Raw genomic sequence first — 22,875 nt, forward strand, 5'->3', positions numbered from 1 at the left:
CTAAGATTACCACGTTCACATGACTTAGGAGATAACAAAATGAACTTCACTAAAAATGGTATTGCAGTAGTAATCGGTGGCACGAGCGGTATGGGCTTTGAAACAGCGAAGCAATTAGTCGCTCAAAACATCCATGTGTTGGTTGTCGGCAATAACCCAACTAAGTTAGACAAAGCGGTGTCAGAGCTTCAATCACTAGGCCACGCTTCTGGTTGGCAAGCTAACCTTTATGATGATGCGAGTGTGTCTCGCCTTATCGAACACCTTGAGTCGTTAGATGAAGGTATTGGTTACCTTGTTAATGCGGCGGGTTACTTCAACCCTAAAGCGTTTATTGAGCACCAAGAATCGGATTACGAGCAATACATGCAGCTTAATAAGGCAACCTTCTTCATTACTCAAGCGATAAGTAAATTGATGATCAAGAATGGCGGTGGCAGTGTGGTTAACGTTGGTTCTATGTGGGGCAAGCAAGCAATCAAAGCGACGCCATCTTCTGCTTATTCAATGGCTAAAGCTGGCCTGCACGCATTAACACAACACATGGCAATGGAACTGGCTGAGCATAACATTCGTGTGAATGCGGTTTCCCCGGCTGTGGTTAAAACACCGATTTACGAATCTTTCATTAAGCCGGAAGAAGTGGATCAAGCGTTAGAAGGCTTCAACGCGTTCCATCCGATTGGTCGAGTCGGTTTACCGAAAGATATCGCTAATAGCATCTCTTTCTTACTGTCAGACAGTGCTGATTGGGTAACGGGGGCAATCTGGGATGTTGATGGCGGTGTGATTGCTGGCCGCAATTAATTAGGATTCTTTTTAGGTGGCTGTCGCGCAGGCAAAATAGCAGCAAGATGGCCTCCTTGATGAGTATTCGCGTAGAATAAAAGCTAGAAAGATAATAAGAATAATTAAAACGATAACAAGAGTAAGGTCGCCATTATGTTCAATATGGACTTTTCAAAGAGACTGGTTATAGAAACCGAGACATTAGATTGGGTCGCAAGCCCTGCTAAAGGGGTTTGGCGTAAGCCACTTGAAAGAGAAGAGAAAGAATCGGGCCACACGACCAGCGTGGTGAAGTACGATCCTGACTCTTCGTTTTCTGAGCACCCACATCCGCAAGGTGAAGAGATCTTCGTATTAGAGGGTGTGTTCTCTGATGAAACCGGAGATTTCCCAGCGGGCACTTATATCCGTAATCCGCCGGGCAGCGCGCATTCCCCATCCAGCAAAAATGGCTGTACGATCTTGGTTAAGCTCAACCAGTTTGACGCGAGAGACTTAACTCAAGTTCGTATTAATACTTTGGAAACAGAATGGCTTCAGGGTATTGGCGGCTTACAAGTGATGCCACTGCATGAGTTCGAACACGAGCATGTCGCGTTAGTGAAGTGGCCGGTTGGCGAACGTTTTCAGCCGCATCGCCACTTTGGCGGTGAAGAGATATTTGTACTTTCTGGCACCTTTAAAGACGAACATGGTGAGTATCCAAAACACACATGGATGCGCAGCCCACACATGAGTGAGCATTTTCCTTATGTGGAAGAAGAGACGGTTATCCTAGTGAAAACAGGGCATCTGCCATTGGATTAAAGGAATGCTCAGTAAAAGATGAGAAAGCCGCATTGTTTTGAACAAGCGGCTTTTTTTAGTTTTTATATATGAGCTGACTAGTACGCAACACCAATACGTTGGCGTGGGAATTTGCCAGCTTCGAGTTCATCAATCATCGCAATAGCGTAATCGCTGACTGAAATTTTGCTGTTACCATCTTCGTCGGTGAGCAGTTGATCGCCACCAGTGCGGTAGGTCGATAGTTTCTCGCCCGGGAATATTTCTGCGGCAGGGCTAACGAACGTCCAGTTAACTTCGCTATTAGATTGCTTGAACACTTCAAGAGCTTCGCCCTGTGCTAGCGCTTCGTTTTTGTAATCCGCAGGGAAGTCAGGAACAGTCACTAGCGGTACGTTTGGCGCTACTTCTAATGAGCCAGCTCCGCCAACCCAAAGTAGGCGATCGATACCGATGCTCGGTAATGTTGCCAGCAATTTAGTCGCAGTGTTTTTTACGATGTCGTGATTACCCAGAGCACGTCCGCCAATCGAAGTAATGACTGCATCAACGCCGGATAGTGCGTTTGCTAGACTTGCGGCTTCATCTTGTAAATCAAATGAACGAACCTCAACATCGCTAATCTCTACACGGCTTGCATCTCTTACAACAGCAACGACTTCGTGTCCGCGATCTTGAGCTTCTTGAGCGATGTGACTACCAATCCAACCTGATGCACCTAATACTGCAATTTTCATAATGTCTCTCCAATTATCTAATTTATTGAGTCTGTTTCTCGACAGCCATTGCAGTCTAATAGCTCACTAGGTTGCAATAAATATCATAAAATGATGTAGATTGTATCTATGTAGCTAGCTAATAGGTTTTATTCAGTGGATAAGGGAAAGTGTGATGGATAGGTTGACGGCAATGCGTAGCTTTGTCGAAGTTGCGAATTGTGCCAGCTTCACCCAAGCAGCTGAGCATTTGGACATGAGTCGGTTGCAGGTTTCACGTCATGTTCAAGAGATAGAAGGGTGGCTGAAGCAGAGGCTATTACATAGGACGACTCGAAAGGTGAGCTTGACGGCGGCAGGGGAAATCGCTCTGCAGCGCTGTGAGAAAATCCTCCATGAGACCGCTGAGTTAGAAATTACGTCACTCAATCAAACCGATGATCTTTCTGGAACCATTCGAATTGCAGCCCCCATCGGGTTAACTCAGCTTATGTTGTTGGATGTGGTCGAGCAGTTCACCGAGCGCCACCCTAATATCACGGTCGAACTGTTTGCCTCAGACCGCTTTACTCAGCTGGTGGATGAGAGGATCGATATTGCACTTCGTTATACCGATCAACCTGACGATAGCTTGATTGCACGAAAGCTAATGGTTATTGATTCAGTGGTGTGTGCCTCGCAAGCCTACTTGGACAAACATGGTGAACCTGAAACGGTCGAGGCGCTTCGAAAACACAATTGTTTTCGTCACTTGAATGTTTCTAAGTGGGATTTTGTTAAGGACAATCAACACTATTCGGTTGAGGTGTCTGGCACTATCAAGGCTAATGATGTTGGAGTGCTAACTCGTGCCGCACAGCACGGGAAAGGGGTAGTTCGTTTACCTTGTGACTTAGCCAACCCACTGATTGCGAATGGCAAATTGATACGAATATTGGATGAGTTTGTTTCACCGAGTAGTGTGCTGTGGGCGGTGTATTTGTCTCGTAGTTATCAGCTGCCGGTTGTTCGTCAGTTCATTGATTTTGCCGCAGAAGCTTGGTCTAGCGATATCAAATCTGGCGATGTTTGAAACTTCATAGGCAATGATACATAGCGATAGAATTTTAAAAGCTCATAAATACAAAAATCCGATATCAATGGTGATATCGGATTTGTAACTCTCCTAACTTCTTATATCCCTCTAACCCTCCTAACCTATTATCTTTCCTGTAATCTGGAGTGATGATATCATTATTCTTCAATTGTTTTAGGGACATGCAGTGAGTATAAAATATTTAGAGGTTGAACTACGAGTCGATGGTACTCCAGTTCTAAGCCGAGATGAATCAAACAACATAACTTCTTCTGTTAATTTTGATACTAGCTGTCGAACCATCAAATCCAACATACTTTACGATTCAGAGACGGGACTCGCCATAACTCCAGTAAATCTATTTCTTATTGATTTGATTGCCGATCCAGCGTTCATGCATGAGAACAATCTGACAACAACCAAGGGATTGAAAGCATACTTTCAATTCTTGAAGGATAACGGTTGTTGTTGGAACGTATTTCCTCGATCAAAACTTCAGCGTCCGACATATGCATTCAAGAGGCATGTTATGGATAAGGTGAAAAATGGCGATTATTCCTTTGATACAGGAAATCAATGGCTAGGGGCTGTGAAGAGATTTTACTTATGGGCTTTCCACGAAAGAGTGTTGGATATAAGCGATATCAACCAACCATTCGTCACAGATACTCGAAGAGTTGAAAAGCACACTGCTTCAGGTAAGAAAAGGTTTTATGCTGCGACGAGTGATATGAAGTTGCCACAAAAGTTACGTGGTATCTCTGACTCCTTCAAGAAAAATGGCGGCAGAGAGCTGAAGCCAATAAATGCGCTTGGTCGCGAGCAATTCAAGCTTGGGCTGGCAATTCTTGGAAAGCCTCATATGGTGTTAGCATCTCAGGTTTCACTGTTGATGGGGTTGCGTGAGAATGAAGCGCTGACGCTTCCTTACTCATTTTTCACTGGTGATTTCGCTAATGCAAATCTTAGCGCTCGGGAGACTGTCGTGGTTTCAGTGGGTGGCAACGAAGGTACTAAGACTAAAAACGGCGTTAGACGTATAGTTGAAATACCGTTCGCTCTTTATGAGCGCCTATGCGACTACGCAACCTCAGATAAGCGACTTGCCTTAGGTAAAAAGTTTGCAGTGGATAATCCAAGGTTGTTTTTGAATAACCGAGGAACACCTTTCCGTTCAGATGAACTTACAAAGAGGATGAGCGAGCTTAGGCAACAGCTTCTTCAAGAGCATGGTGTTGACTTTAATCACAAGTACCACGACTTAAGGGCGACTTTTGCTACTGAATACGGGACTCGATTACTTGATAGAGGCATGAAGTTTTCAGCGGTATTCAATGAGGTGAAAAGCATACTTGGTCATAAGTTGGATAAGGATACTTTTAGGTATATGAGCATCATTGAAAGTCAAGAAGTGAAAAGAGAGTCTGCAATGGAATTAGAGTTGTACACACAAGAGATTTTGAAAGACTAAACATGATCCAGAACCAATTTAAAATTACTTTCACGCCCTATAAGGGGCGACCAATAACGGAAATTGACACTAGAAGGCTGGTCTGCTTCGGTGTACCCAATGAGTTCGACCAATCTGCTGTGTGTAGTCACAGATCTCAATACATGACCGAAATATTCTCTCATGTAGATGCTAGACATAATGCTGGCAAGAAAACTGCTTTCTTTAATCTGAAGAAATACTTTGTTTGGTGCGAAAACAACGATTACCAAAATCCAATGACTGGTGAAGCCGTCAGTGCGTATATATTACATGATAAGCATCATAAGGTGACTGGTACGGTTAAGTCGATGTTTGAACGTTTGGGTATTAAATATGACGCTTCGCAAACGCCAATTGAGTCAATGTTTAACAATAAGAAGCCGCAATCCGTCAAGGAAGGCGTAATGTGGGCTGCTGATGGAACTCATTACATAGGAATTAATACTCGTTCTGCTGGCTTCAAGACAATTGATATGAGTAATGATGTCTCTCATCTGAAAGATGCTGGACTTTTATTCACGGCTATCAAAGCTTTATATGATGAGTTATCTGGTGACACCTTATTGGCGTACATTAGTACAATCAGGAACTATGCAAAGACATGTAGCAGTCATTTTTTCGATGCTGGCAATTTAGCTAACTACATTTCTAATCTTCACAAAGCTGTGGATGCGAAGGCTAAGGGTAGTTCTAAGTCAAAGCCTAAAGCTAGAAGGTTGTTGAAAACTTTCGAAGCTGCTGAGGTTAGTCTGCCACACGCCATGTCAGTAGCAGTAAATAAGCTCCCAAGCGTCTCTAGTGTTCCTGTGAATGGGTATGATGACGTAAGGTATAAGAAGTTAGTGAGACTTCTATTTAGACTGCACGGAAGAGCTTATCAATATATTAAATCACCAAGTACGTCGGCATATGAATACGTAGGGGGTAACTCAAACCTCAGGTTCTCTTCAAGAAGAGCTGCTATAAATCTATTAAATACGACTGCGTATTACCTTATAGCGCGTTACTCAGCATGGACTGACACAACTTTAACCAATATTCGCACCAGTGACGTAGAGTTCGATAATGAGCATGGTGAGTGGGTTCATCTCAAAGCCCAAAAGAATCGTGGCATATACAAGAACTTATCTATGGATTTGCCTAGTCTGAACAGCTCAAGCCCAGAAGAGTTGAAAATAAAAAAAACGGGATACCGAGTTATTCAGAATCTACTAGAGGTTCACGAATTATTTGATATCCCTATAGACAATCTTCTCTTTAGAGTCACCAAGGACAATCAATCCGCTTTTTACGCTAAGAACCCATGTATAGTTGGCTTTATAACTGGGGAAATCGAAGGCTTAAAAACACTAACAACACAGAGAATACGCGAAACTGAGATATCACTTGAGCACAGCAAAGGTGGGACTGTTGCAGCGATCAAACGTTCAGGGAGTAGTCCTGCTGTTGTAATGAAAAACTATTCTGAAGGCTCTCCTGTGGAGCATAAAGTTTCGTTAGGTGGTGTTGCTGCTGCTATTCAATCCGTTGCCTTATCGATCGAAGAAGATGTAACAGCATCAGAGGTCAAAGATAGATTGTATAAGGCTTCATTGATACCAATTCTAGATGTTCAATCAAACACTCCAATGGGTACTGTCTGCACAAAGCCTACAACAGTTAGCGCATTCAGTAAGAAGGCTGAAAGAAGCAATTTTGGAGTGTTGGCTTGTTCTGATTTATTAGCTTGTTTTGACTGCCCTAGTGCTGCAATTGTGGATTCTATCGATGATATTTGGAACTTCTTGTCATTCAAGGAAAAATTGCTTGAGGGGAAGATATTTAGCATTGATAGGGAGCATTTCGCAAACAACTTTAGTGAAGTGATTGAAAAGATAGATATTATCATAGGAAGATTTTCCGAGGAAACTCTTACGTTAGCCAGAGAGAAATTAATTGATGATGGATTGCACCCATACTGGGACGAGGATTAATCATGACCAGTAATCGAGCATTTGACGTTGCCAGCGTAAGAGCTGATTTTCAATCTAGCTTAGATCTTGAGTTGTTCACCACCTTTGATTTACATGGGGATGGCTTGAGCAGATTAAAAGATGATAAATGGATAAGTCATCAGAAAGTTCTAGACGAAGTAAGGGTTACGAGGATTTTAGTGGCGAACATACCATTTCTGATCAGGCATTTAATTATAAGGACGTACAGATCAGATGATGCAGAGAAACGCATGGTTAAGGAGGTGTCTTTCCTTAATGCTGTTATAAGGGTCAGGGCGATTATTGGTTGTATGCCACCTGATATAGAACCAAAAGATATGTTCACTCGCTCGGCATTAATGAAATACTTAGAGCACGTTAATGGTAAGTATGCATATTCATCTCTCTCTGAATTGCTTTCAACCTTTAATGTGATGGCGTTTTCTGCTCACAGAGAGGGGCTTTGTGAGTTGCCAAAATTCAACATGACAGCTCTAACCGAGAAATATTGCTCATCAGGACGTCTTGAAAAGAAACAGACGCTCGCCATCCCGTTAGGTATCGCTACAACTATTCTGGGTAATGCGTTGGAGCTTTACAAGGCTGGTAAAGATTCATTAGATGAGATTGAGATGCTAGCACAGCAGTATGGATCTCACTTTGATAAGGCTAAGTCGCGTCGAGAAGAAGCAATCCGAGTGAAAGGAGAAGCTAATGTCACGGCTGATGTAAACTACTACATGAAGCCTCGTGGACAGGTCATTACGGAAAGCTGTCTACTTAATAGCGCTTTGTCACCTTACATTGACGGTGACTATAATCCCATTAACGTCTGTGGTTGGCTCAACAGGGTTTTGAACGCATCATACCAATTGCTGCTGGCATTTACTGGCATGAGAATCCATGAATTAGCTAGGCTTCATGATGGTTCGTTCCAAACTTACACGGAAGGTGAAGATGTTTATCACACCTTGACAGCGGAGACCTCTAAGTTGTCAGATTCAGAAGATATTGTCGATGAATGGGTGTGCTCTGAGATGTGTGATGGGATTATTAAGTTTATCGGTAAGATTAAGGCAATAATGAACCTGAACACTCGCTCTCTGTATGTTACTTTTTCGAGTATTCGTAAACTGAGTGTTAAAACCGCATACAGTATAAAAGAAAGGCATGTGGAAAATTTGGTTAAAGGCGTTTGCCTTAGCGAAGCTGACTACAAAGAGTTCTGCACTCTTAATAGAGATCGACAAAATGATGCGTATGTTGGAATGGAGTGGAATCTAACTCCACATCAATGGAGACGCTCATTTGCTGTACTAGCTTTACGTTTTGATTTGGCAACACTACCCGCTATAAAGCGGCAGTTTAAGCATATCTCACTGCAAATGACCGAGTGGTATGCGAATTACGCTCGGATAACGAGGAATGAAGAGCTACGTGTTGATACTAAGCTTAACACCTTGGTAAATGAGATTCAGAACGACATGTCAGCAGATGTACTTTTTGATGCTTATAACACTGATAAGGTGCTTATGGGTGGTTTCTCAGCGAAAATATCAAAGCTTAAAGAAAGTGGCAAAGTTCCAGAGATCTACAGTACACGTTCATCCATTAAAGCCTTGATAGAACGTGGGGATATCCAGTTAAACTACTCAGGACTTACATATTGCACTAATGGCTACCGTTGCGACCAAGATGGCAGTGTAAATGCGGCGTTCTGTGCATCGGAGTGTGACCATACACTGATACCAGAAGAGCTGAAGGATAAATGGATAAAACTACACGAGCGTTGTACTTCGCATCTTGAGTTCGCAAGTGATTGTGGGTCAATTTCGCCCGTTTCTTACTCTCACTTCATGAGTCAGATTAAAGCTGCGGAACATGTCATGCGAACCTTTGGAGTTGAATTTGAAGAGTATAAGGGTTGATTATGCAAGTTAAGAAATCTGGTTTGGAGCTACTGGAGTCTGCATTAGAGAGATTATTGAGTGGCAATGTGGTAGTTCTCCCTTCAAATGCAAGATTGAACATCAAGAATGTAGAAATTGAAGCAGGGATGGGGGATGGGTCTGCATACCACTACCCAGACTTAATTGAGAGAATTAAGGAAGCAAAAGCGCGTGTTGCCCCTAAGCGTAAAGAGGTAAAGTTGCCAACCAAGTCGGCATTAACCACGGCAACTAAGAATGTGAGACTTACTAAGTCAAATGCCGAGTTAAAGTTTGAAAAGGCAGCATTATTGGTTGCTCAAACTGAGCTAACGTATAATTTGTTTCAGTGCTGTGATGATCCTAAGTTTATCGTTGATGCATACGAGCACTCAAATAATGTCTTGCCATTTAACAAGCCTAATTAGGGTAGGCTGATAAGTTATGGGGGATCTAGAAGTCACTTAGCCCCCTTTGTTTAATCAATAAAATCAAGCACTTACTTTTTTGAATTTCTATTTAAACTGTAGGGTGATGTTGAAATTACCTTTACTATCAATGAATTATGATGGTTGCTCTAAATTTTGGCAGATGTATTAACCGTAAACCTAGCACCCACAACAAAGTCAGAGCAACAATGGTATTTTTCATAAAATACAATCTTTAACTATACCTATCAAAATACGGGAGGCTTACTACCTACAAGAACTTGTAACTGACCGTCAGAGAAACCATTCGTTTGTTTTACTTCGAATTGTAACCCTGCATCTTTAAAAGCCTTGATAAGTAGAGCTTTATCTTCGCTTGGTGGCCCAATAATGTTGAGACCAACGGCCATCTCATACCCCGAAAAATACTTTGTTTTGACACCAGAAGAAACGAAGACGGAATTTATCTCCTCTCGATATAACGTAGATTCAGGATCATTTTTTACAAATGATACCCATACATCCGCTTTTAGGTTGTTAGATAGATGGGTGTGTAAAATTTTAGACTGTTCTTCTGATAGCCTACGCCATGCTAATTGAGCTTTTAAGCGCTCTTGCTCCAGTTTAGCTTCTTCTGCTTTTCGAGATAGAAATGCAGCGTGTTCTTTGGCTTTTTCGGCTTCTGCATTAGCTTTTGCAGCATCTGCGCCAGCTACCTCTGCTATCGTTTTATTTTGTTGGATCTTTTCATTTGAATATTGTTCTTTAATTCCGCCTGACCAGACAACCATAATGGTTCCGACAAGCACCAGAGCAGCACCAATTATGGTAACCCAATTAGCTACAGCGTTTACTTTGCTAGCTATTGGTTCAGAGATATCAAAAAATGCCATAAAAATATCCATCTACTAAAATCTGCCTCGAAACTATTGAATATGACTTATGCTTATGATTGATAATGTCATATAAACATATGAGATCGTCCTAATCCACTGGCTCTCAATACTCATTAATAAACTGTATTATACAGCATTCAAGCAACAAACTTAAATCAAGGTGTTTGCTTTAAACTCCTTAAATGCACTAAAGCTCAAAATGTCTTGGATAGAGTGCGATCTATCTGCTAACCCCAATTTTTGTGCAGGAGTTAAAGGTTTTCTATTACTACCTTTGTTTTTTAACTTCTTGGAATCGGTCATTATATAGTTGTTGTAGACCCGTAAGATTTCAACAAGCGTGACACTCCACTTAAAGCCCTAAAGATAATCGTGTTTAGGGCTTTTATTGTAAGGGTTGCATAAAAGGAGTAGATCTAGGATTATTGTTTAAAAGCCAAATTCAAACGTTATTAATCAGTTTTCAATCAAAGGGTATCCTTTGTTTGGAATTGACTTTTTATCGTTTAGAATTAGATTTTAAACGTTGCTATATATTGACCTATTGTTAGAGTCTATGGAGAATAAGTTTTGGAACAACGTGATTTGGAGATTAGATTTGCTGCGGGTGAATTGACTAAGGCTGTTGTGGTGCCAGAGGTGTTTGGGGACAACTGGAACCTAATGTTTGTAGGCCAGAAGAAGTCTGATCAATACTATGTAACACTTCAGCGTTCAGAGACTTTACGTGGATTCAAGACAACTGATGCTGCTATTGGGGTTGCTAGAAAGGTTGGCTTTTTGTCTGTGAGTGTAGAGATGAGTGGTTTAGCTTAAGGGACATCTGCTATAAACAATCGGCATTGTTTTCTGGAAAACACCCTGAATCAGTGCCTTTTAATATGAGATATCCAGTTTTTCTGGAAATTATCTGGAAAGTCAGGGTGCTATATAAGTTGTTGAAAGTATAAAGTTTCAGATTTTAGTCCAGAAAGTCTTGGATAGTTAGATTTGAACTCAATAATTCAGAGTTCCAGCACGCTCTCCTCTCACGAAGTCTTTACATGTAATGATGTACGGATAATCGGGTATTTATTACCTTTTCGTTTACGTCTGGTAAAGGCTGATACAAGCTTCTCGTAATGTCGGATAATACTTGGTCGTAAACTTGCGACACGACGCTAGAGATATCACTGGTTAATTCGTACATGCTATCTGCCGGTTGGGTCGCTTCGTTACTTGATGCGATCTCTGAGAGTGCATGCATCGCTCGCGTACAAACCGGTGACCCACTACTAAGAGGGCAGATAATCGATAACTGGTTGAGTTTTCTGTGTGTCTGAGAGGCGTAGAATTTGAATCTCGCGTACTCCTCAGGCTTCTCCATATCAGGGATACACATTCGTAATTTGGTCAGGATCTCCATGCAATCTAAGATCTGTTGCCAATTCATGTGGTACTCACGGCTCATGTCTTCACGCTCAGACTGAATTAGCCAGATGATCATTACTTCATCCATCAAGAACATGCTATGGCGAATTGTTTTGCCATGAATCGATTGGTTACGCACCAAGCTACGGTTTTGCCAGTCGCTGTGCATAGCGATGAGCTTGAGGTGATAGATGCGATACATAGGGCGGCTGTCAAACGACACATGGGATTGAAGCAGCTCAGATACCTCAAGTATGTTGTCGTAAATCTCGTTCACTTTACGAATCGAGTCGCTAGACAATTTATACGCCAGAGCGTAATGCGTTGCCGCGCGGTGTTTGCGTGATAACAACAATAACTCTCTAAGCAGAACTAAGGTTTCAAACCTGTGTGATAGCGCTGTTTGTCTCTTCCTTGAGAAATGAAACAGGGCTGCAAGTACTAATAGGGATAAACCCACTGAAATAACTACAAACATATTCAACTCCTAATATTTGTATACCTACTTAGTGGTAGTGCAGACACCATGCCAAAATAAATAAGTGTTATATTTCATTGATTTATGATTTTTCTCAAATTATGGATGATCAATCATGGTGCATGACTTCACCATTCGAGTGAATGTTTCTCATATTTTGCAGGATTTTTTGAGAGGTTACGCTTTTCTAACGATAGGTTGGGGAGGTTTCGGTAAGTAGAGACACTTTGGCGATCCATTTCAGGCTCGTTTCAAGCTACGGAAATTAAAAAGGCCTCACCCTATATGCTTTAACTCTAAAAGCAGTAAGAGTGAGGCCTTTCAATGTTCACTTCGCAGTGTAGTTGACTTAACGACTAAGTGTTTAGCATTGAGGGCTAAACGTTATGCAAGCTTAAGGTCGAACTCAGTGCGGTACATCACCATGTCTTCAATGGTCAGTACTGGCATGTTGTGTAGTTTGCCGAAAGCAACGATCTCTGGCGCTTTTGCCATCGTACCATCCGGATTGGTTACTTCACAAAGTACACCGGCAGATTGAAGACCAGCCATTTGCATAAGATCTACTGTACCTTCTGTGTGGCCGCGACGAGCAAGTACACCACCTTTACGAGCACGCAATGGGAATACGTGGCCAGGGCGAGCAAGGTCAGTAGGCTTAGCTGTTGGATTTGCAGCTGTCTTGATCGTTGTTACACGGTCAGCGGCAGAAACACCTGTTGTTACACCAACTTTCGCTTCGATAGTGACGGTAAACGCAGTTTGGTTTGCGCTGTTGTTATCAACAACCATAGGTGGAAGTTCAAGTTGGTTCGCTTGCTCGTCAGTTAGACACAGACACACAATGCCGCTGCATTCGCGGATCATAAGCGCCATTTGAGCATTCGTCAGGTGTTCTACTGAGTAGATGATGTCGCCTTCGTTCTCACGATCTTCATCGTCAAGTAGAAGTACGCCACGACCTTCGCGTAGAGCTTGCAGTGCGTTTTCAACGCGAGTGATTGGTTCGCCAAATTCGGCAAGTAGTGAAGACTGATTCATGGTTAAACTCCTAAAATATCACCAGAATCAGGGCTGTATGAGGGATCTCAACCGAGCACGACAAAGCCAACTCATTACAAGTCGATTTGTACCAATCGTAGTAAACAACTGGTCATTCTAGCTGGTTAAAACTCTTGATAACGGCGTTAAAATTTTTGACTGTAGAATAACTACTTATCGAAAAATTTTGCCTTGTTCTCAAGCGTTTTTCCTGCGCTATCTCTGATCATTTATTTACTGTGATTGGTATTAGCTCATTATGGTTTTATCCAAAACGAAATGCACCCGTCTGAGTTGGAGGCATCAACCCAATAGATAAGTGCGCCTTTCCAACTTAAACGAGTGTGTTTTCATTCTCTCTCATCCGGACTATAACCGTCGGCTCTGGCATCTCACCAGATCTGCTGACCTCGACGAATCGAGCGCTCGCGGGCTTATCTTTAGATTTTGCTAAGGACATACCGCCGGTGGGGAATTTCGCCCCGCCCTGAGAATAAAAATTAATAATCTGTTTTGCTTTTGAAAGCAGACCAGATGGTAATCCTTTCAATAGTGGATTTAAAGGACTGACAGCAAAGTTTTTAAGATTCTGGCCTTATAATCCGGTAAGTGTTCACTTTATCAGCAGAACGCGTCCGGTAGTCTGTTAATGGGATGATGCCTTTGTCTCGTCTGGTTTCAGTGGTTTTTGCTATCTCTATGAACATAAATGGATGTTGAACATTATTGGTGCTGGCGTGGCTGTTCACCGAATCAATACTCAAGAGGTCCATTAATCGAATATTGTTACACCATGACGGCTGACTGACCGTTTTGACATAAAATTGATATTGACGATGCTAAGCTGCGATAGCATCCGACCACTTTATCTAAAAGATCTTAGCCATGACTTCTCTGTTCTCTAACAAATCCAAAGGCTTATTACTGCTCGTTCTAAGTTTGTATTCCCTCATACCCTTTTTGATCTTTGGATCTGACTTCGACCTTGGAAGTGCTGTTTTGCCTTTCTATGGTGCTGTGATGACATTCGTGACTTATTCAGCGGGTAATCAAGGGTTCCTAATCACACTCGCGATTCTCTCTTTGTTGGTGCTGACATTAAAGTTCTCAAAAGCAAAGCTAGTGAGCCTTTGTTTGCAGCTTGGTATTTTATTGGTGTTAAGCTTTGCAGCAAAGACATTCCTTAAATCAAAAACGGAGAGTCCACGCCCATATACTGAGTACTTAGTTACCCAAGAAGTGGTTGATATGCCGGAGCTGTTTTATGAACTGCCACTAGAAGAAAAGAACGTGGCCATTGAGTCAGTAGAAGATAAGGTGAGCGAGTGGCGAACGCGTCACTGGTTGGGTGAAACTGACTACTCTTTCCCATCTGGACATATGATTTTCGTCGGTGTGTGTTTGGCGTTCTTTGGTGGTCTTCTCCTAGAGGCGAAACGCTTTTATCTAGTCGGCGGTTTACTGGTTTGGACTGGTGGTGTCGCCTATAGCCGTGTTTGGCTTGGCATGCATCGACCAGAAGACTTAGCCGGATCTATTGCCTTTGCGGGTTTGATCTATTTATTGGTGCCGCTTATCTCAGAGCAAAAAATAGAACGCTATTTACCTGCATTTTTGAAACAGACTTCTTAGGGATCCGTCCTCACTGCAAAAGAAGGGCTCAGATTAGCAGTACGTAATAAACGCTACTGATTGAGCCCTAGCTCTGCTTGCTTCTTTTTGGTTAGACCTAAGGACACAATTCGGTGTGACTCAATGAGATAGTATCTCAGCTCCTCATCCCTTTGTGGCGTGCTTTCAAACAGCTGAATCCATTTCATACCGCGTGAAGCAAAGTAGGGTGCGGGTTTATAGCCCGGCTCTTCTTTGAGAAAGTCGAAATTCTGATCGGACGCCTTGAAGATAAACGCAGGCTCATCTTTCGGTCCCCAACCACCAATCGCAAACACCTTGCCACCCACTTTCCAAACGTGCGAGTTATTCCACTGCATCACATAACTGGTTGCAGGCAGTGACTCGCAGAATGCGTTGAATTCGTCGTAAGTCATAGAGCGTCCTTTTATCTACTGGGTGTTTGTGTTGGTTTTCTAAGATGTCTTTCTTCTTCTTGTCTTTATCGCCAATAACTAGCCAGCTAAACCCTGCCAGATTGCCGTAAAGCCACTGAGAGAACATAGCAGTAATGAACCAATGCGTATCTTCTCTTTAGGGATGCTTTGTGTCGTCATTAACGCCACTTTGTAACCCAACCAAGCAGCAGGCAGCAAAGGTATAGTGATGATCAAGTGGTGTAGCGTGAAGAAGCCAATTGGGATCTGTACAACCAACGAAATGATCGAACTAAACACGAAAAACGCAGAAAGGTTACCACGAAGCTGATTGGCATCTTGGTGTTGGAGTAGCAGTGCCATCGGTGGACCACCAATACCAGAACTGGTGCCAAAGAACCCAGAGAAGAACCCTGCAATACCCATCTTAGTTGGGGTTGGTTCGAGTCTAAAGGGCAGTAGGCTAACAATCACGGCAAATACTACCAATAAGCCCAACCATAGTGATAACACGCTCGTTGAAACCATCACCAACAAAGCACCACCTGCCAGTGACCCAGGAATACGGCCCAGCAATGCGATTTTTAATCCGCCAATAGAGATATTTGCTCTATGTTTAAAAGCGTTGAATAACGAGATAAACAGACCGATCAAACAGATAGGCGCAGGCACATAATCTGGAGAGACCAAAAACAGCAGTGGGGCTGCAACAATGGCCAAACCAAAGCCGATTGCGGTTTGCACAAACGAGCCGACAAAAATGAGTGTCATTGCGATAAGGACAGTCTGATCTATGTATTCCATAAGCCTGCGGATTAGTTTTAAAGGAGCGGGTGGATACTATAAATGAAAACTAAAATAATAGTCTTATTATTCAGTGAGCTTTATGCCAGTTTCGCTAGTTATAATTTCTACTATAACGACCAACAAAAAAGCGAGTGAGTATCTCAGGATGCTTCCTTTCAATACTCACTCGCTTTATTGGAACGACTTGTTTACGCTAGTGGGGGAGTCAGCATAAAACGTTAAGCCATTGCCAATTTCAGTCGCTCAATGGGCTTGTCATTGATTGGTAAATGGATAAGTGCTGCTGCAAATGCCAGCACCACCGTTGACCACCAGATTGGCTCGTAAGAACCGTAGTAATCGTAAATACGACCACCCACCCAAGCGCCTAAGAAGCTACCCACTTGGTGAGTAAAGAATACCAAGCCGTACAACGTTGATAGGTAACGGGCACCGAAGATCTGACGAACTAAACCAGACGTTAGCGGAACTGTACCCAACCAACAGAATCCAATGGCCGCACCGAAGATAGCCGCGGTTGATTCAGTCACAGGCAGAGTCACAAACGCACCGATAACCACAGTACGCACTAAGTACAGTGCAGACATAACGTGGCGTTTGCTGAACTTGTCGCCCATTACACCCCAGAAGTAAGACCCAAAGATGTTGAAGATGCCAACGTAAGCCAGTGCCATCGCAGCGCTGCTCGCGGGTAGGTCTTTATCTGCTAAATAGCTCGGTAAGTGCGTTGCGATAAACATTACGTGGAAACCGCACACGAAGAAGCCCGCGTGAATCAACCAGTAACCTTTGTGAGCAAACGCTTCAGACAACGATTCTTTGAGTGTTTGGTTCTCTTCAGCTTGCGCTTGTTTGTTTGAGGCTGCTTTAGGCGCTCGCATGAACAGCGCAAAAGAGATCATCAAACAACACAGTACGCCAAACACTTGCATCGCACTCTGCCAGTCAAATTCATTCAGCATGTATTGTGCGCCCGGAATTACCGCGAACATACCAAATGAACCTGCAGCCGTGGTTAAGCCAAACGCCTTAGCCGCGTGCTCTGCTGGTACAACTTTCGCTACTGCGCCAAGCACGATCACGTAACTTGTCGCACTCAAGCCAAGACCAACCAGTGCGCCTAACGAAACGTAAAGCATGCTCGATTCGGTAGAAATTGAGGTAAGAAGTAAACCCAAACCGTAAGCACATGCGCCAGCAATAATGATGCGTCTTGCTCCCCATTTGTCAGCGGCCATACCAACAAAAGGTTGGAACACACCGAACAATAAGTTTTGTAGAGCAATAGAGAAGCTGAAAAACTCTCGACCCGTGCCGAAATGCTCTGAAATTGGCATCATGAAAATGCCGAATGATTGTCTGATCCCTAGACTGATAATAAGTGTGCCTATCCCTAGCCATACCAGTAAAGGAAAACGGAAAATGCTCATTCTAATACTCTTAAATTAATGGTGGTGATGTGAGTGGTCTTGCGCTGACATGTGTTGGTCAGTCATCTCATGGTGATGCTCGTGCCCAGAATGATCATGCCCTGACTGCTGGTGGCAACCACTGCTTACGGCATGCTGAGCCAAGATATCAATCAATGGCTGACTGTGATGCACAATAACCAAACTAATGACGAGGAATAACGTCATTCTGGCAAGTTGGGCAAAAAGAGATTGTGAAAACATACGGTGTTGACATGCGCTCAATGTTGTAAGAAGTCGCGCATCATAGTGATGAGTCGGGTATGTATCAAATGACCATTTGTGATGTAGTCTATGCGTTTTATGCATAGATTGTCGCTTGATTGGAATTGGTATAAAACGCGCTCAATAAATAAGAAAACTTGAAGCTCGTTAGTTAATAGAAACAAGTATCTAATTAAGAATGAAAGTCTAAATTAAGGCTTATAACTAGCTGTTTAATTTAAAGTTTCACAAAGCTGTAAAAACTAATATACAAACTAATCACTAAGCAACATTGCTCGTTCACTCGACTTATCTGTCAAACATCGTAAATTTGGGCATAAATCGTTTCAAGACTACTGAAACGCGATGTTAAAAGATTCAGGGAGAGTCATTCACATGGATAAAGATCATAATCTTCGCGAAAACTTACTGGCACTGATCTTAGGTAGCGCATTGGTTTCACTCGGCGTTATCTTTTTCAACCAAGTCGGTTTGCTCACCGGGGGCACGGCTGGTCTAGCGATCTTCATTACCAAAGTAACAGATTTGAGCTTTGGCCAAGTATTCTTCGCACTTAACTTACCTTTCTATATTTTGTCGGTTGCTCGTATGGGCTGGCGCTTCACAATCAATACGTTTATCGCGGTTTCGATTGTTTCGTTCGCCGTGGATCACTTGTATCACGTGATTCAAATTGCCGAAATTCATGCATTGTATGCAGCTTTACTTGGTGGTGGCTTGATTGGTACCGGCATGCTGGTGATTTTCCGTCACAAGATGAGCTTAGGTGGCTTCAACATTCTGGCGTTGTTCTTACAAGAACGTTTTGGAATTCGAGCAGGTAAGGTTCAGATGGCATTAGACTGCACGATTGTTGTGCTTTCTCTGTTCATTGTTGATGTGTCATTGGTTCTTCTGTCTGTGCTTGGTGCGATAGTCACCAACTTGATTCTAGCAATGAATCATAAACCGGGGCGCTATCAACCTGTGGTAAAAGCGGAAGCAGCATAGTTCGGTTCGCTCAAGCTCTAGATTTGCTTAAGTAAAGAGTGATTTGCAGATTATGAAAACAACAAAGCCAGCATTAATTGCTGGCTTTGTTCTATTGAAATAACGGATTCGATGTAACGATTAACACTTGCCGCAGCTGGCGTTCGGCTTAAGCTCGCAATCAATCACATTGCCTTGTTGATCAAGGGACAAGTTACAACACTCTTCAAACAGGTTCTTAAGATCAGCACGGCTTTTTTGCACGCGGGATTTAACCGTTGAATAGCTGACGTTCTGCGCTTCTGCGATCTCTTTTTGGCTTTGGCCTTTGATGTCGACCGCAAGCAGTAGCGATGAACTTTGTTCTGGCAATGCCTGAATAAAAGGTTCAATACACAATGAAAGTTTCTGCTTAAATTCAGAGTCGTGGTCTAAATCGGTAAACCACAGATCTTCAGCATCAATTTGGCTATCACGTTGTTGGCGTGCATGCTTACGGTAGAAGTCGATAATGGTGTTGTTGGCTAACTGGAACAGCCAAGCCTTAACACTGCTAGCATCTTGTACCTTATCTAAGTTCTGATAGGTCTTAATCAAGATATCTTGGAGCAAGTCGTCTACATCCGCAGAGTTGTTGACCTTTGAATGCAGGAATGACTTTAATGCTTGCTGATACTCGGCCCAGACTTGTTCGAGCTTCAAAGGTGCATTAGTTGCACTGTTCATTTACGCAACATTCATCTTGTAAGAAATCAATCACATCTTCTAGGCACTCATACTCCGCCACGCAGAATAGAGTTCTTCCTTCTCGTCTTTGGCTGATTAGGCCCGCAGACGCCAAGCTTGATATGTGGTGAGACAAGGTAGAACCGGGAATGCCTAGCTCTTCTTGTAGGCCGCCAACTGCAATGCCTTGGTAGCCAGCTTTAACGACACTCTTATAAATGGTTAGGCGAATAGGGTGCCCCAACTCTTTAAGTGCTTTCGCAACGACTTCTAAGTTCATATTAACTCCTCAAGATTTAATTTCGATGTTAGTCGAAATGTATGTCGAATTCAAATTTAAAAACGGTGTCTGTGTAAGTTATTGAAAAACTGTGTTTTCGAAAATCATTTCGATTTTTATCGAAATAATGCTTGTTCTGGAGCTGTTTATTTCTATAATTCGAGAATATTCGAAATTAAGGGTTGGTTACTTTTCTCATAGAGCCCGACCTTCAATCCAGTTTAGAGTTAATTATGAGCAATGAAATGTTAACAATGCTGAAAGACGCACTTGATATGTTCGCTTTCTTAGCAGTAGAGCTAATTATCCTTTTCTTAGCGATCAGCTACATTGTTGGGATTCTTCAAGAGTTCCTTACACCAGAAAAGATTCAATCTATCCTGAGCTCACGTAATGGTAAGGGTTATGTAGTAGCAGCACTACTGGGTGCAATTACACCTTTCTGTTCATGTTCGACCATTCCTTTCTTAAAAGGATTGCTGCGTGCAAGAGCGGGTTTCGGTCCAATGATGGTGTTCCTATTTGGTAGCCCACTATTGAACCCAGTGATCATTGGTTTGTTTGTGATTACCTTCGGTTGGCAAGTTGCTGTGTTCTACTTCCTTGTAGCAATGACGGTGTCTGTAGTGGCTGGTTACGCACTTGAGAAGCTTGGCTTTGAGCGTTACGTAAAACCTGAAGCGTATGAATCAACAGGTTCAGCTTCAAGCTGTGGCACTAGCTGTGGTGACTCTGCTCCTAAGAAAGCAGCACCGGTTAAAGCAGAATCTTCATGTGGTACAAGTGCATGTGGCGAACCTGCACCCGTAATGGCGAAAGAGACATCTTGCTGCGATTCTAAAAAAGAAGAGCCACAAGTAACGGTTTCATGCTGTTCAGCGGATGGAAGCGCAACAGCTGAAATCGTAGAGAAGAAAGAACCTAGTCGTTGGATGAGAATTTGGTTCTCAACTTGGAAAGACTTCAAACAAGTTTTCCCTTACCTAATGATGGGTATCGCGATTGGTTCATTCATCTACGGCTTCATTCCTACAGACCTAATTGCACAGTACGCTGGTGAAGGTATGTGGTATGCGATTCCAGTAGCTGCCGTGATTGGTATTCCACTGTACATTCGTGCTGAAGCGGTAATCCCATTAAGTGCAGCTCTAGTACAGAAAGGTATGGCGTTGGGTTCAGTAATGGCATTGATCATTGGTAGTGCAGGTGCAAGTTTGACGGAAGTTATCCTGCTTAAATCAATCTTCAATAACCAAATGATTGCAGCATTCCTATTCGTTATCCTAAGCATGGCGATGGGTGCAGGCTTCCTATACAGCTTCATCTTTGGTTAATCAGGCTTGATTATGAGATAACACCCTCGATACCAAGAGATAGATAATAAAAGAGCTCACTTAGTTGAGCTCTTTTTTGTTTAGCTTATCAGTCCGGGGGCTAGAAACCGCGAATATCCAGCTCATTATTGATCAATACAACGCACTGAGAAGCAAACAGCATGTTCGGGCCTAAGCTGATTTTTTCTGTCCCTAAGCGCTTTAAGCTGTTGTAGCTTTTCTTCGGCATAGGGATGTGATCAGTAAGAAGGAAACATGGGTTTTCAGCAATCTCTGCATCACGGATAAAGTCACCTTTCTTATCCATCATGTATAGCTGGTGGTCTTCAGCCAGTTCTTTGACTAGTTTTTCAAAGCTCATAGTGCGAACGACGATTCCTGGTTCAACCTGACGAGTCTGCTCTTTGGTCATACCTTGAGAAGCATCAACCGCTCTTACTACCGCTGATAACAATGCCGATTCATGAAAGCCACCAATGTTGGTGATCTCATTTGAATCGAAAGTGATCGTACGTGAAAAGTCTTTAGTACTTTCTAATACAAGGTGTACGGTGACATTCTCACGGTGAGATTGAGCAACGAAGATCGTGTTCATCAGAGTATGAGCCAGAATCTCAGTATGAGCATCTTGCCCAACACCTTCTAAGATAAGTTTGCTCTCTGTAGGGGCTGCGCGAGCGCGTAATACAAATGAACGCATGGAATGTACCTTGTCAGTATGTGATAAAGCGAAACGGGCTTTATCAACATGAATTGATGAATAACCAAAATTGAGGCGGTATGTAACTCTTTTCTATTAATGAAGTCAAATAGAGTTGCGTATAGCGCCAACCAGAAGAACTCTGCGTATTAAATAGAGAATGACCACATTACAAGATGGTAAGGGTTGAAGCGACCCAATGTTTACGTAGATAGTATGCGCAAATTATTAGGTGACTTACATAAGGAAGTAGTCGATGAAGTTACAGAAGATCAATAAAGAAGAATATAGAAAGAAGATGAACCTGCTGTTGGTTTCGTTGGTTGGGTCACTCGCAGTGTTCGCCATTGTATTCGGAACCATACTGATCGAGCTATTCGGTTCAGGGCAATCAATCGCAGGCGAATCGACAGGTAATTTCCACTTGAACGTATTAGGTGTGATCTTATCAGTCGCATTGAATGCATTTATCGCGAGCCGTGTGAAAGGGCATGATTACTTCAAAGAAGCGCTTTATGTATGGAACCTTAAACAAATCCATAATCAAATCTATCGTAAGCTCAAGCGTATTCAACCCAAAGCTGAGCAAGGCGACCGAGACGCGCTGACCATCCTTTATTTCTATTACACCACGCAAAAACAGGTATACGACCTAGACAACAACACATTGACGATAAAAACAGTTCAGCAATCGCTAGATAACATCCTAGAAGTGAGTGAGAAATGGAGCATTGAGCTAGATATAGAGGCTTTTTCGAAAGATCTAATCGCAAAGTTTTAAGTAATACACCCATTATTGTATGAGCTTTGACCTGTGAAAGACGCTTTTGACGTAAAAGTAGACACTTAAGCAACTTTTTTGAATTTTTATCAAAAAAGGGGTTGCCATGTTTACGATGATCTCTATAATGCCGCCTCACTGACACGGCAGACGCCACAAGGCTTCAGCGGTAATCAGTAAGACGGAAAGTTCGAAACAAATTAATTTTAAAAAGTGTTTGACACTTAAGATTAAATAGCTAGAATTCACGTCCGCTTTCAAGGGTTTCTTTGTAAAAAGAAAGTTTCGATAAGCAAAGCTCTTTAACAATTTAAACCTATCAATCTGTGTGGGCACTCGTTGATGAATATCAAAACGTCATTCTTAGGAATGGCAGTTACTTCGGTAACAAAATTGATTTCAATGAGCTGAGTGACCAATACGAATAACTTTGGTTATTCGGCACAGTCAATTCATTACCATTCTGTTCCTATTTATTTAAGAAGAGAGGGGTAATAGCTTTAGAATTACATGTTTACTTCGGT

At 42.5% G+C, this 22,875-nt stretch carries 23 protein-coding genes and 1 riboswitch; of the genes, 12 read left to right on the plus strand and 11 right to left on the minus strand.

Annotated elements, in window-relative coordinates; all coding sequences use genetic code 11:
• The first annotated feature begins 39 nt into the window (after nucleotides 1–39).
• Nucleotides 40–807 carry an SDR family NAD(P)-dependent oxidoreductase gene (locus AB4371_RS20520; RefSeq protein ID WP_102285119.1) on the plus strand — a complete coding sequence of 256 codons (768 nt, stop codon included), beginning with the start codon at nucleotides 40–42 and terminating at the stop codon, nucleotides 805–807.
• Nucleotides 808–942: 135 nt separating this feature from the next.
• Nucleotides 943–1,596: a cupin domain-containing protein gene (locus AB4371_RS20525; protein ID WP_017064919.1), complete on the plus strand. Its 654-nt coding sequence runs from the start codon at nucleotides 943–945 to the stop codon at nucleotides 1,594–1,596.
• A 77-nt stretch (nucleotides 1,597–1,673) separates the two neighbouring features.
• On the opposite strand, the gene AB4371_RS20530 is transcribed toward AB4371_RS20525, so the two are convergent.
• Nucleotides 1,674–2,312, minus strand: coding sequence for an NAD(P)-dependent oxidoreductase (locus tag AB4371_RS20530; protein ID WP_017067752.1), 639 nt, complete (start codon nucleotides 2,310–2,312; stop codon nucleotides 1,674–1,676).
• Between the two features lie 154 nt (nucleotides 2,313–2,466).
• Here AB4371_RS20530 and AB4371_RS20535 point away from each other — a divergent pair, with 154 nt between their 5' ends.
• The 5 genes from AB4371_RS20535 (at nucleotide 2,467) to AB4371_RS20555 (ending at nucleotide 9,187) form a co-directional block, all read left to right on the plus strand.
• On the plus strand, nucleotides 2,467–3,363 hold the full coding sequence (locus AB4371_RS20535; protein ID WP_372150593.1) for a LysR substrate-binding domain-containing protein: 897 nt from the start codon (nucleotides 2,467–2,469) through the stop codon (nucleotides 3,361–3,363).
• A gap of 190 nt (nucleotides 3,364–3,553) precedes the next feature.
• Nucleotides 3,554–4,837 carry a hypothetical protein gene (locus AB4371_RS20540; protein ID WP_372089944.1) on the plus strand — a complete coding sequence of 428 codons (1,284 nt, stop codon included), beginning with the start codon at nucleotides 3,554–3,556 and terminating at the stop codon, nucleotides 4,835–4,837.
• A 143-nt stretch (nucleotides 4,838–4,980) separates the two neighbouring features.
• On the plus strand, nucleotides 4,981–6,831 hold the full coding sequence (locus tag AB4371_RS20545) for a hypothetical protein (protein WP_372089942.1): 1,851 nt from the start codon (nucleotides 4,981–4,983) through the stop codon (nucleotides 6,829–6,831).
• 2 nt (nucleotides 6,832–6,833) lie between these two features.
• Nucleotides 6,834–8,759: a hypothetical protein gene (locus AB4371_RS20550; protein ID WP_372089941.1), complete on the plus strand. Its 1,926-nt coding sequence runs from the start codon at nucleotides 6,834–6,836 to the stop codon at nucleotides 8,757–8,759.
• A 2-nt stretch (nucleotides 8,760–8,761) separates the two neighbouring features.
• The gene (locus AB4371_RS20555; protein ID WP_372089939.1) at nucleotides 8,762–9,187 is read left to right on the plus strand and encodes a hypothetical protein; all 426 of its coding nucleotides are present in this window, start codon (nucleotides 8,762–8,764) and stop codon (nucleotides 9,185–9,187) included.
• Between the two features lie 248 nt (nucleotides 9,188–9,435).
• On the opposite strand, the gene AB4371_RS20560 is transcribed toward AB4371_RS20555, so the two are convergent.
• A complete protein-coding gene (locus AB4371_RS20560; RefSeq protein WP_372089937.1) occupies nucleotides 9,436–10,080 on the minus strand; it encodes a hypothetical protein in 645 nt (214 codons plus the stop codon).
• Between the two features lie 573 nt (nucleotides 10,081–10,653).
• Between AB4371_RS20560 and AB4371_RS20565 the strand changes: the two genes are divergently transcribed.
• A complete protein-coding gene (locus AB4371_RS20565) occupies nucleotides 10,654–10,899 on the plus strand; it encodes a hypothetical protein (protein ID WP_372089935.1) in 246 nt (81 codons plus the stop codon).
• A 223-nt stretch (nucleotides 10,900–11,122) separates the two neighbouring features.
• On the opposite strand, the gene AB4371_RS20570 is transcribed toward AB4371_RS20565, so the two are convergent.
• Both AB4371_RS20570 and ribB read right to left on the minus strand, forming a co-directional pair.
• Nucleotides 11,123–11,971: a hypothetical protein gene (locus AB4371_RS20570; protein ID WP_017064918.1), complete on the minus strand. Its 849-nt coding sequence runs from the start codon at nucleotides 11,969–11,971 to the stop codon at nucleotides 11,123–11,125.
• A gap of 384 nt (nucleotides 11,972–12,355) precedes the next feature.
• On the minus strand, nucleotides 12,356–13,012 hold the full coding sequence (gene ribB / locus AB4371_RS20575; protein ID WP_017054827.1) for a 3,4-dihydroxy-2-butanone-4-phosphate synthase: 657 nt from the start codon (nucleotides 13,010–13,012) through the stop codon (nucleotides 12,356–12,358).
• Between the two features lie 348 nt (nucleotides 13,013–13,360).
• A riboswitch (FMN riboswitch) is annotated at nucleotides 13,361–13,511 on the minus strand.
• Nucleotides 13,512–13,897: 386 nt separating this feature from the next.
• Here ribB and AB4371_RS20580 point away from each other — a divergent pair.
• Nucleotides 13,898–14,644 (plus strand): phosphatase PAP2 family protein, encoded by a 747-nt coding sequence (locus AB4371_RS20580; protein ID WP_102393463.1) that lies wholly within the window; start codon nucleotides 13,898–13,900, stop codon nucleotides 14,642–14,644.
• Nucleotides 14,645–14,697: 53 nt separating this feature from the next.
• Here the strand turns inward: AB4371_RS20580 and AB4371_RS20585 are convergent, their stop codons facing one another.
• The 4 genes from AB4371_RS20585 to AB4371_RS20600 all read right to left on the minus strand — a co-directional run bounded on the left by AB4371_RS20585 (nucleotide 14,698) and on the right by AB4371_RS20600 (nucleotide 17,540).
• Nucleotides 14,698–15,060, minus strand: coding sequence for an MmcQ/YjbR family DNA-binding protein (locus tag AB4371_RS20585; protein WP_017061695.1), 363 nt, complete (start codon nucleotides 15,058–15,060; stop codon nucleotides 14,698–14,700).
• Nucleotides 15,061–15,138: 78 nt separating this feature from the next.
• Nucleotides 15,139–15,864, minus strand: a complete 726-nt coding sequence (locus tag AB4371_RS20590) for a sulfite exporter TauE/SafE family protein (protein WP_170962367.1) — start codon at nucleotides 15,862–15,864, stop codon at nucleotides 15,139–15,141.
• Between the two features lie 221 nt (nucleotides 15,865–16,085).
• The gene (locus AB4371_RS20595) at nucleotides 16,086–17,297 is read right to left on the minus strand and encodes an MFS transporter (protein ID WP_372150594.1); all 1,212 of its coding nucleotides are present in this window, start codon (nucleotides 17,295–17,297) and stop codon (nucleotides 16,086–16,088) included.
• A gap of 15 nt (nucleotides 17,298–17,312) precedes the next feature.
• Nucleotides 17,313–17,540 (minus strand): hypothetical protein, encoded by a 228-nt coding sequence (locus AB4371_RS20600; RefSeq protein ID WP_372150596.1) that lies wholly within the window; start codon nucleotides 17,538–17,540, stop codon nucleotides 17,313–17,315.
• A 396-nt stretch (nucleotides 17,541–17,936) separates the two neighbouring features.
• Here AB4371_RS20600 and AB4371_RS20605 point away from each other — a divergent pair, with 396 nt between their 5' ends.
• Complete coding sequence (locus tag AB4371_RS20605) at nucleotides 17,937–18,551, plus strand: YitT family protein (RefSeq protein WP_017065874.1); 615 nt, start codon at nucleotides 17,937–17,939, stop codon at nucleotides 18,549–18,551.
• Between the two features lie 120 nt (nucleotides 18,552–18,671).
• Here AB4371_RS20605 and sigZ read toward each other — a convergent pair whose 3' ends face one another.
• Both sigZ and AB4371_RS20615 read right to left on the minus strand, forming a co-directional pair.
• Nucleotides 18,672–19,256, minus strand: coding sequence for an RNA polymerase sigma factor SigZ (gene sigZ / locus AB4371_RS20610; RefSeq protein ID WP_017061700.1), 585 nt, complete (start codon nucleotides 19,254–19,256; stop codon nucleotides 18,672–18,674).
• Entirely contained in the window at nucleotides 19,240–19,536 is a 297-nt protein-coding gene (locus tag AB4371_RS20615) for a helix-turn-helix transcriptional regulator (protein ID WP_243580031.1), read from the minus strand. The genes sigZ and AB4371_RS20615 overlap by 17 nt, the downstream gene beginning before the upstream one ends.
• A 233-nt stretch (nucleotides 19,537–19,769) precedes the next feature.
• Here AB4371_RS20615 and AB4371_RS20620 point away from each other — a divergent pair, with 233 nt between their 5' ends.
• The gene (locus AB4371_RS20620) at nucleotides 19,770–20,870 is read left to right on the plus strand and encodes a permease (protein ID WP_372150595.1); all 1,101 of its coding nucleotides are present in this window, start codon (nucleotides 19,770–19,772) and stop codon (nucleotides 20,868–20,870) included.
• Between the two features lie 100 nt (nucleotides 20,871–20,970).
• Here AB4371_RS20620 and trmY read toward each other — a convergent pair whose 3' ends face one another.
• Nucleotides 20,971–21,570 carry a tRNA (pseudouridine(54)-N(1))-methyltransferase TrmY gene (gene trmY / locus AB4371_RS20625; protein WP_017061702.1) on the minus strand — a complete coding sequence of 200 codons (600 nt, stop codon included), beginning with the start codon at nucleotides 21,568–21,570 and terminating at the stop codon, nucleotides 20,971–20,973.
• 256 nt (nucleotides 21,571–21,826) lie between these two features.
• Between trmY and AB4371_RS20630 the strand changes: the two genes are divergently transcribed.
• Nucleotides 21,827–22,351, plus strand: a complete 525-nt coding sequence (locus tag AB4371_RS20630; RefSeq protein ID WP_065584102.1) for a DUF3087 family protein — start codon at nucleotides 21,827–21,829, stop codon at nucleotides 22,349–22,351.
• The last annotated feature ends 524 nt before the right edge of the window (nucleotides 22,352–22,875 follow it).

Source organism: Vibrio sp. 10N.261.51.A3, from assembly GCF_041471965.1.
In the GTDB taxonomy this organism is placed as follows: domain Bacteria; phylum Pseudomonadota; class Gammaproteobacteria; order Enterobacterales; family Vibrionaceae; genus Vibrio; species Vibrio crassostreae_C.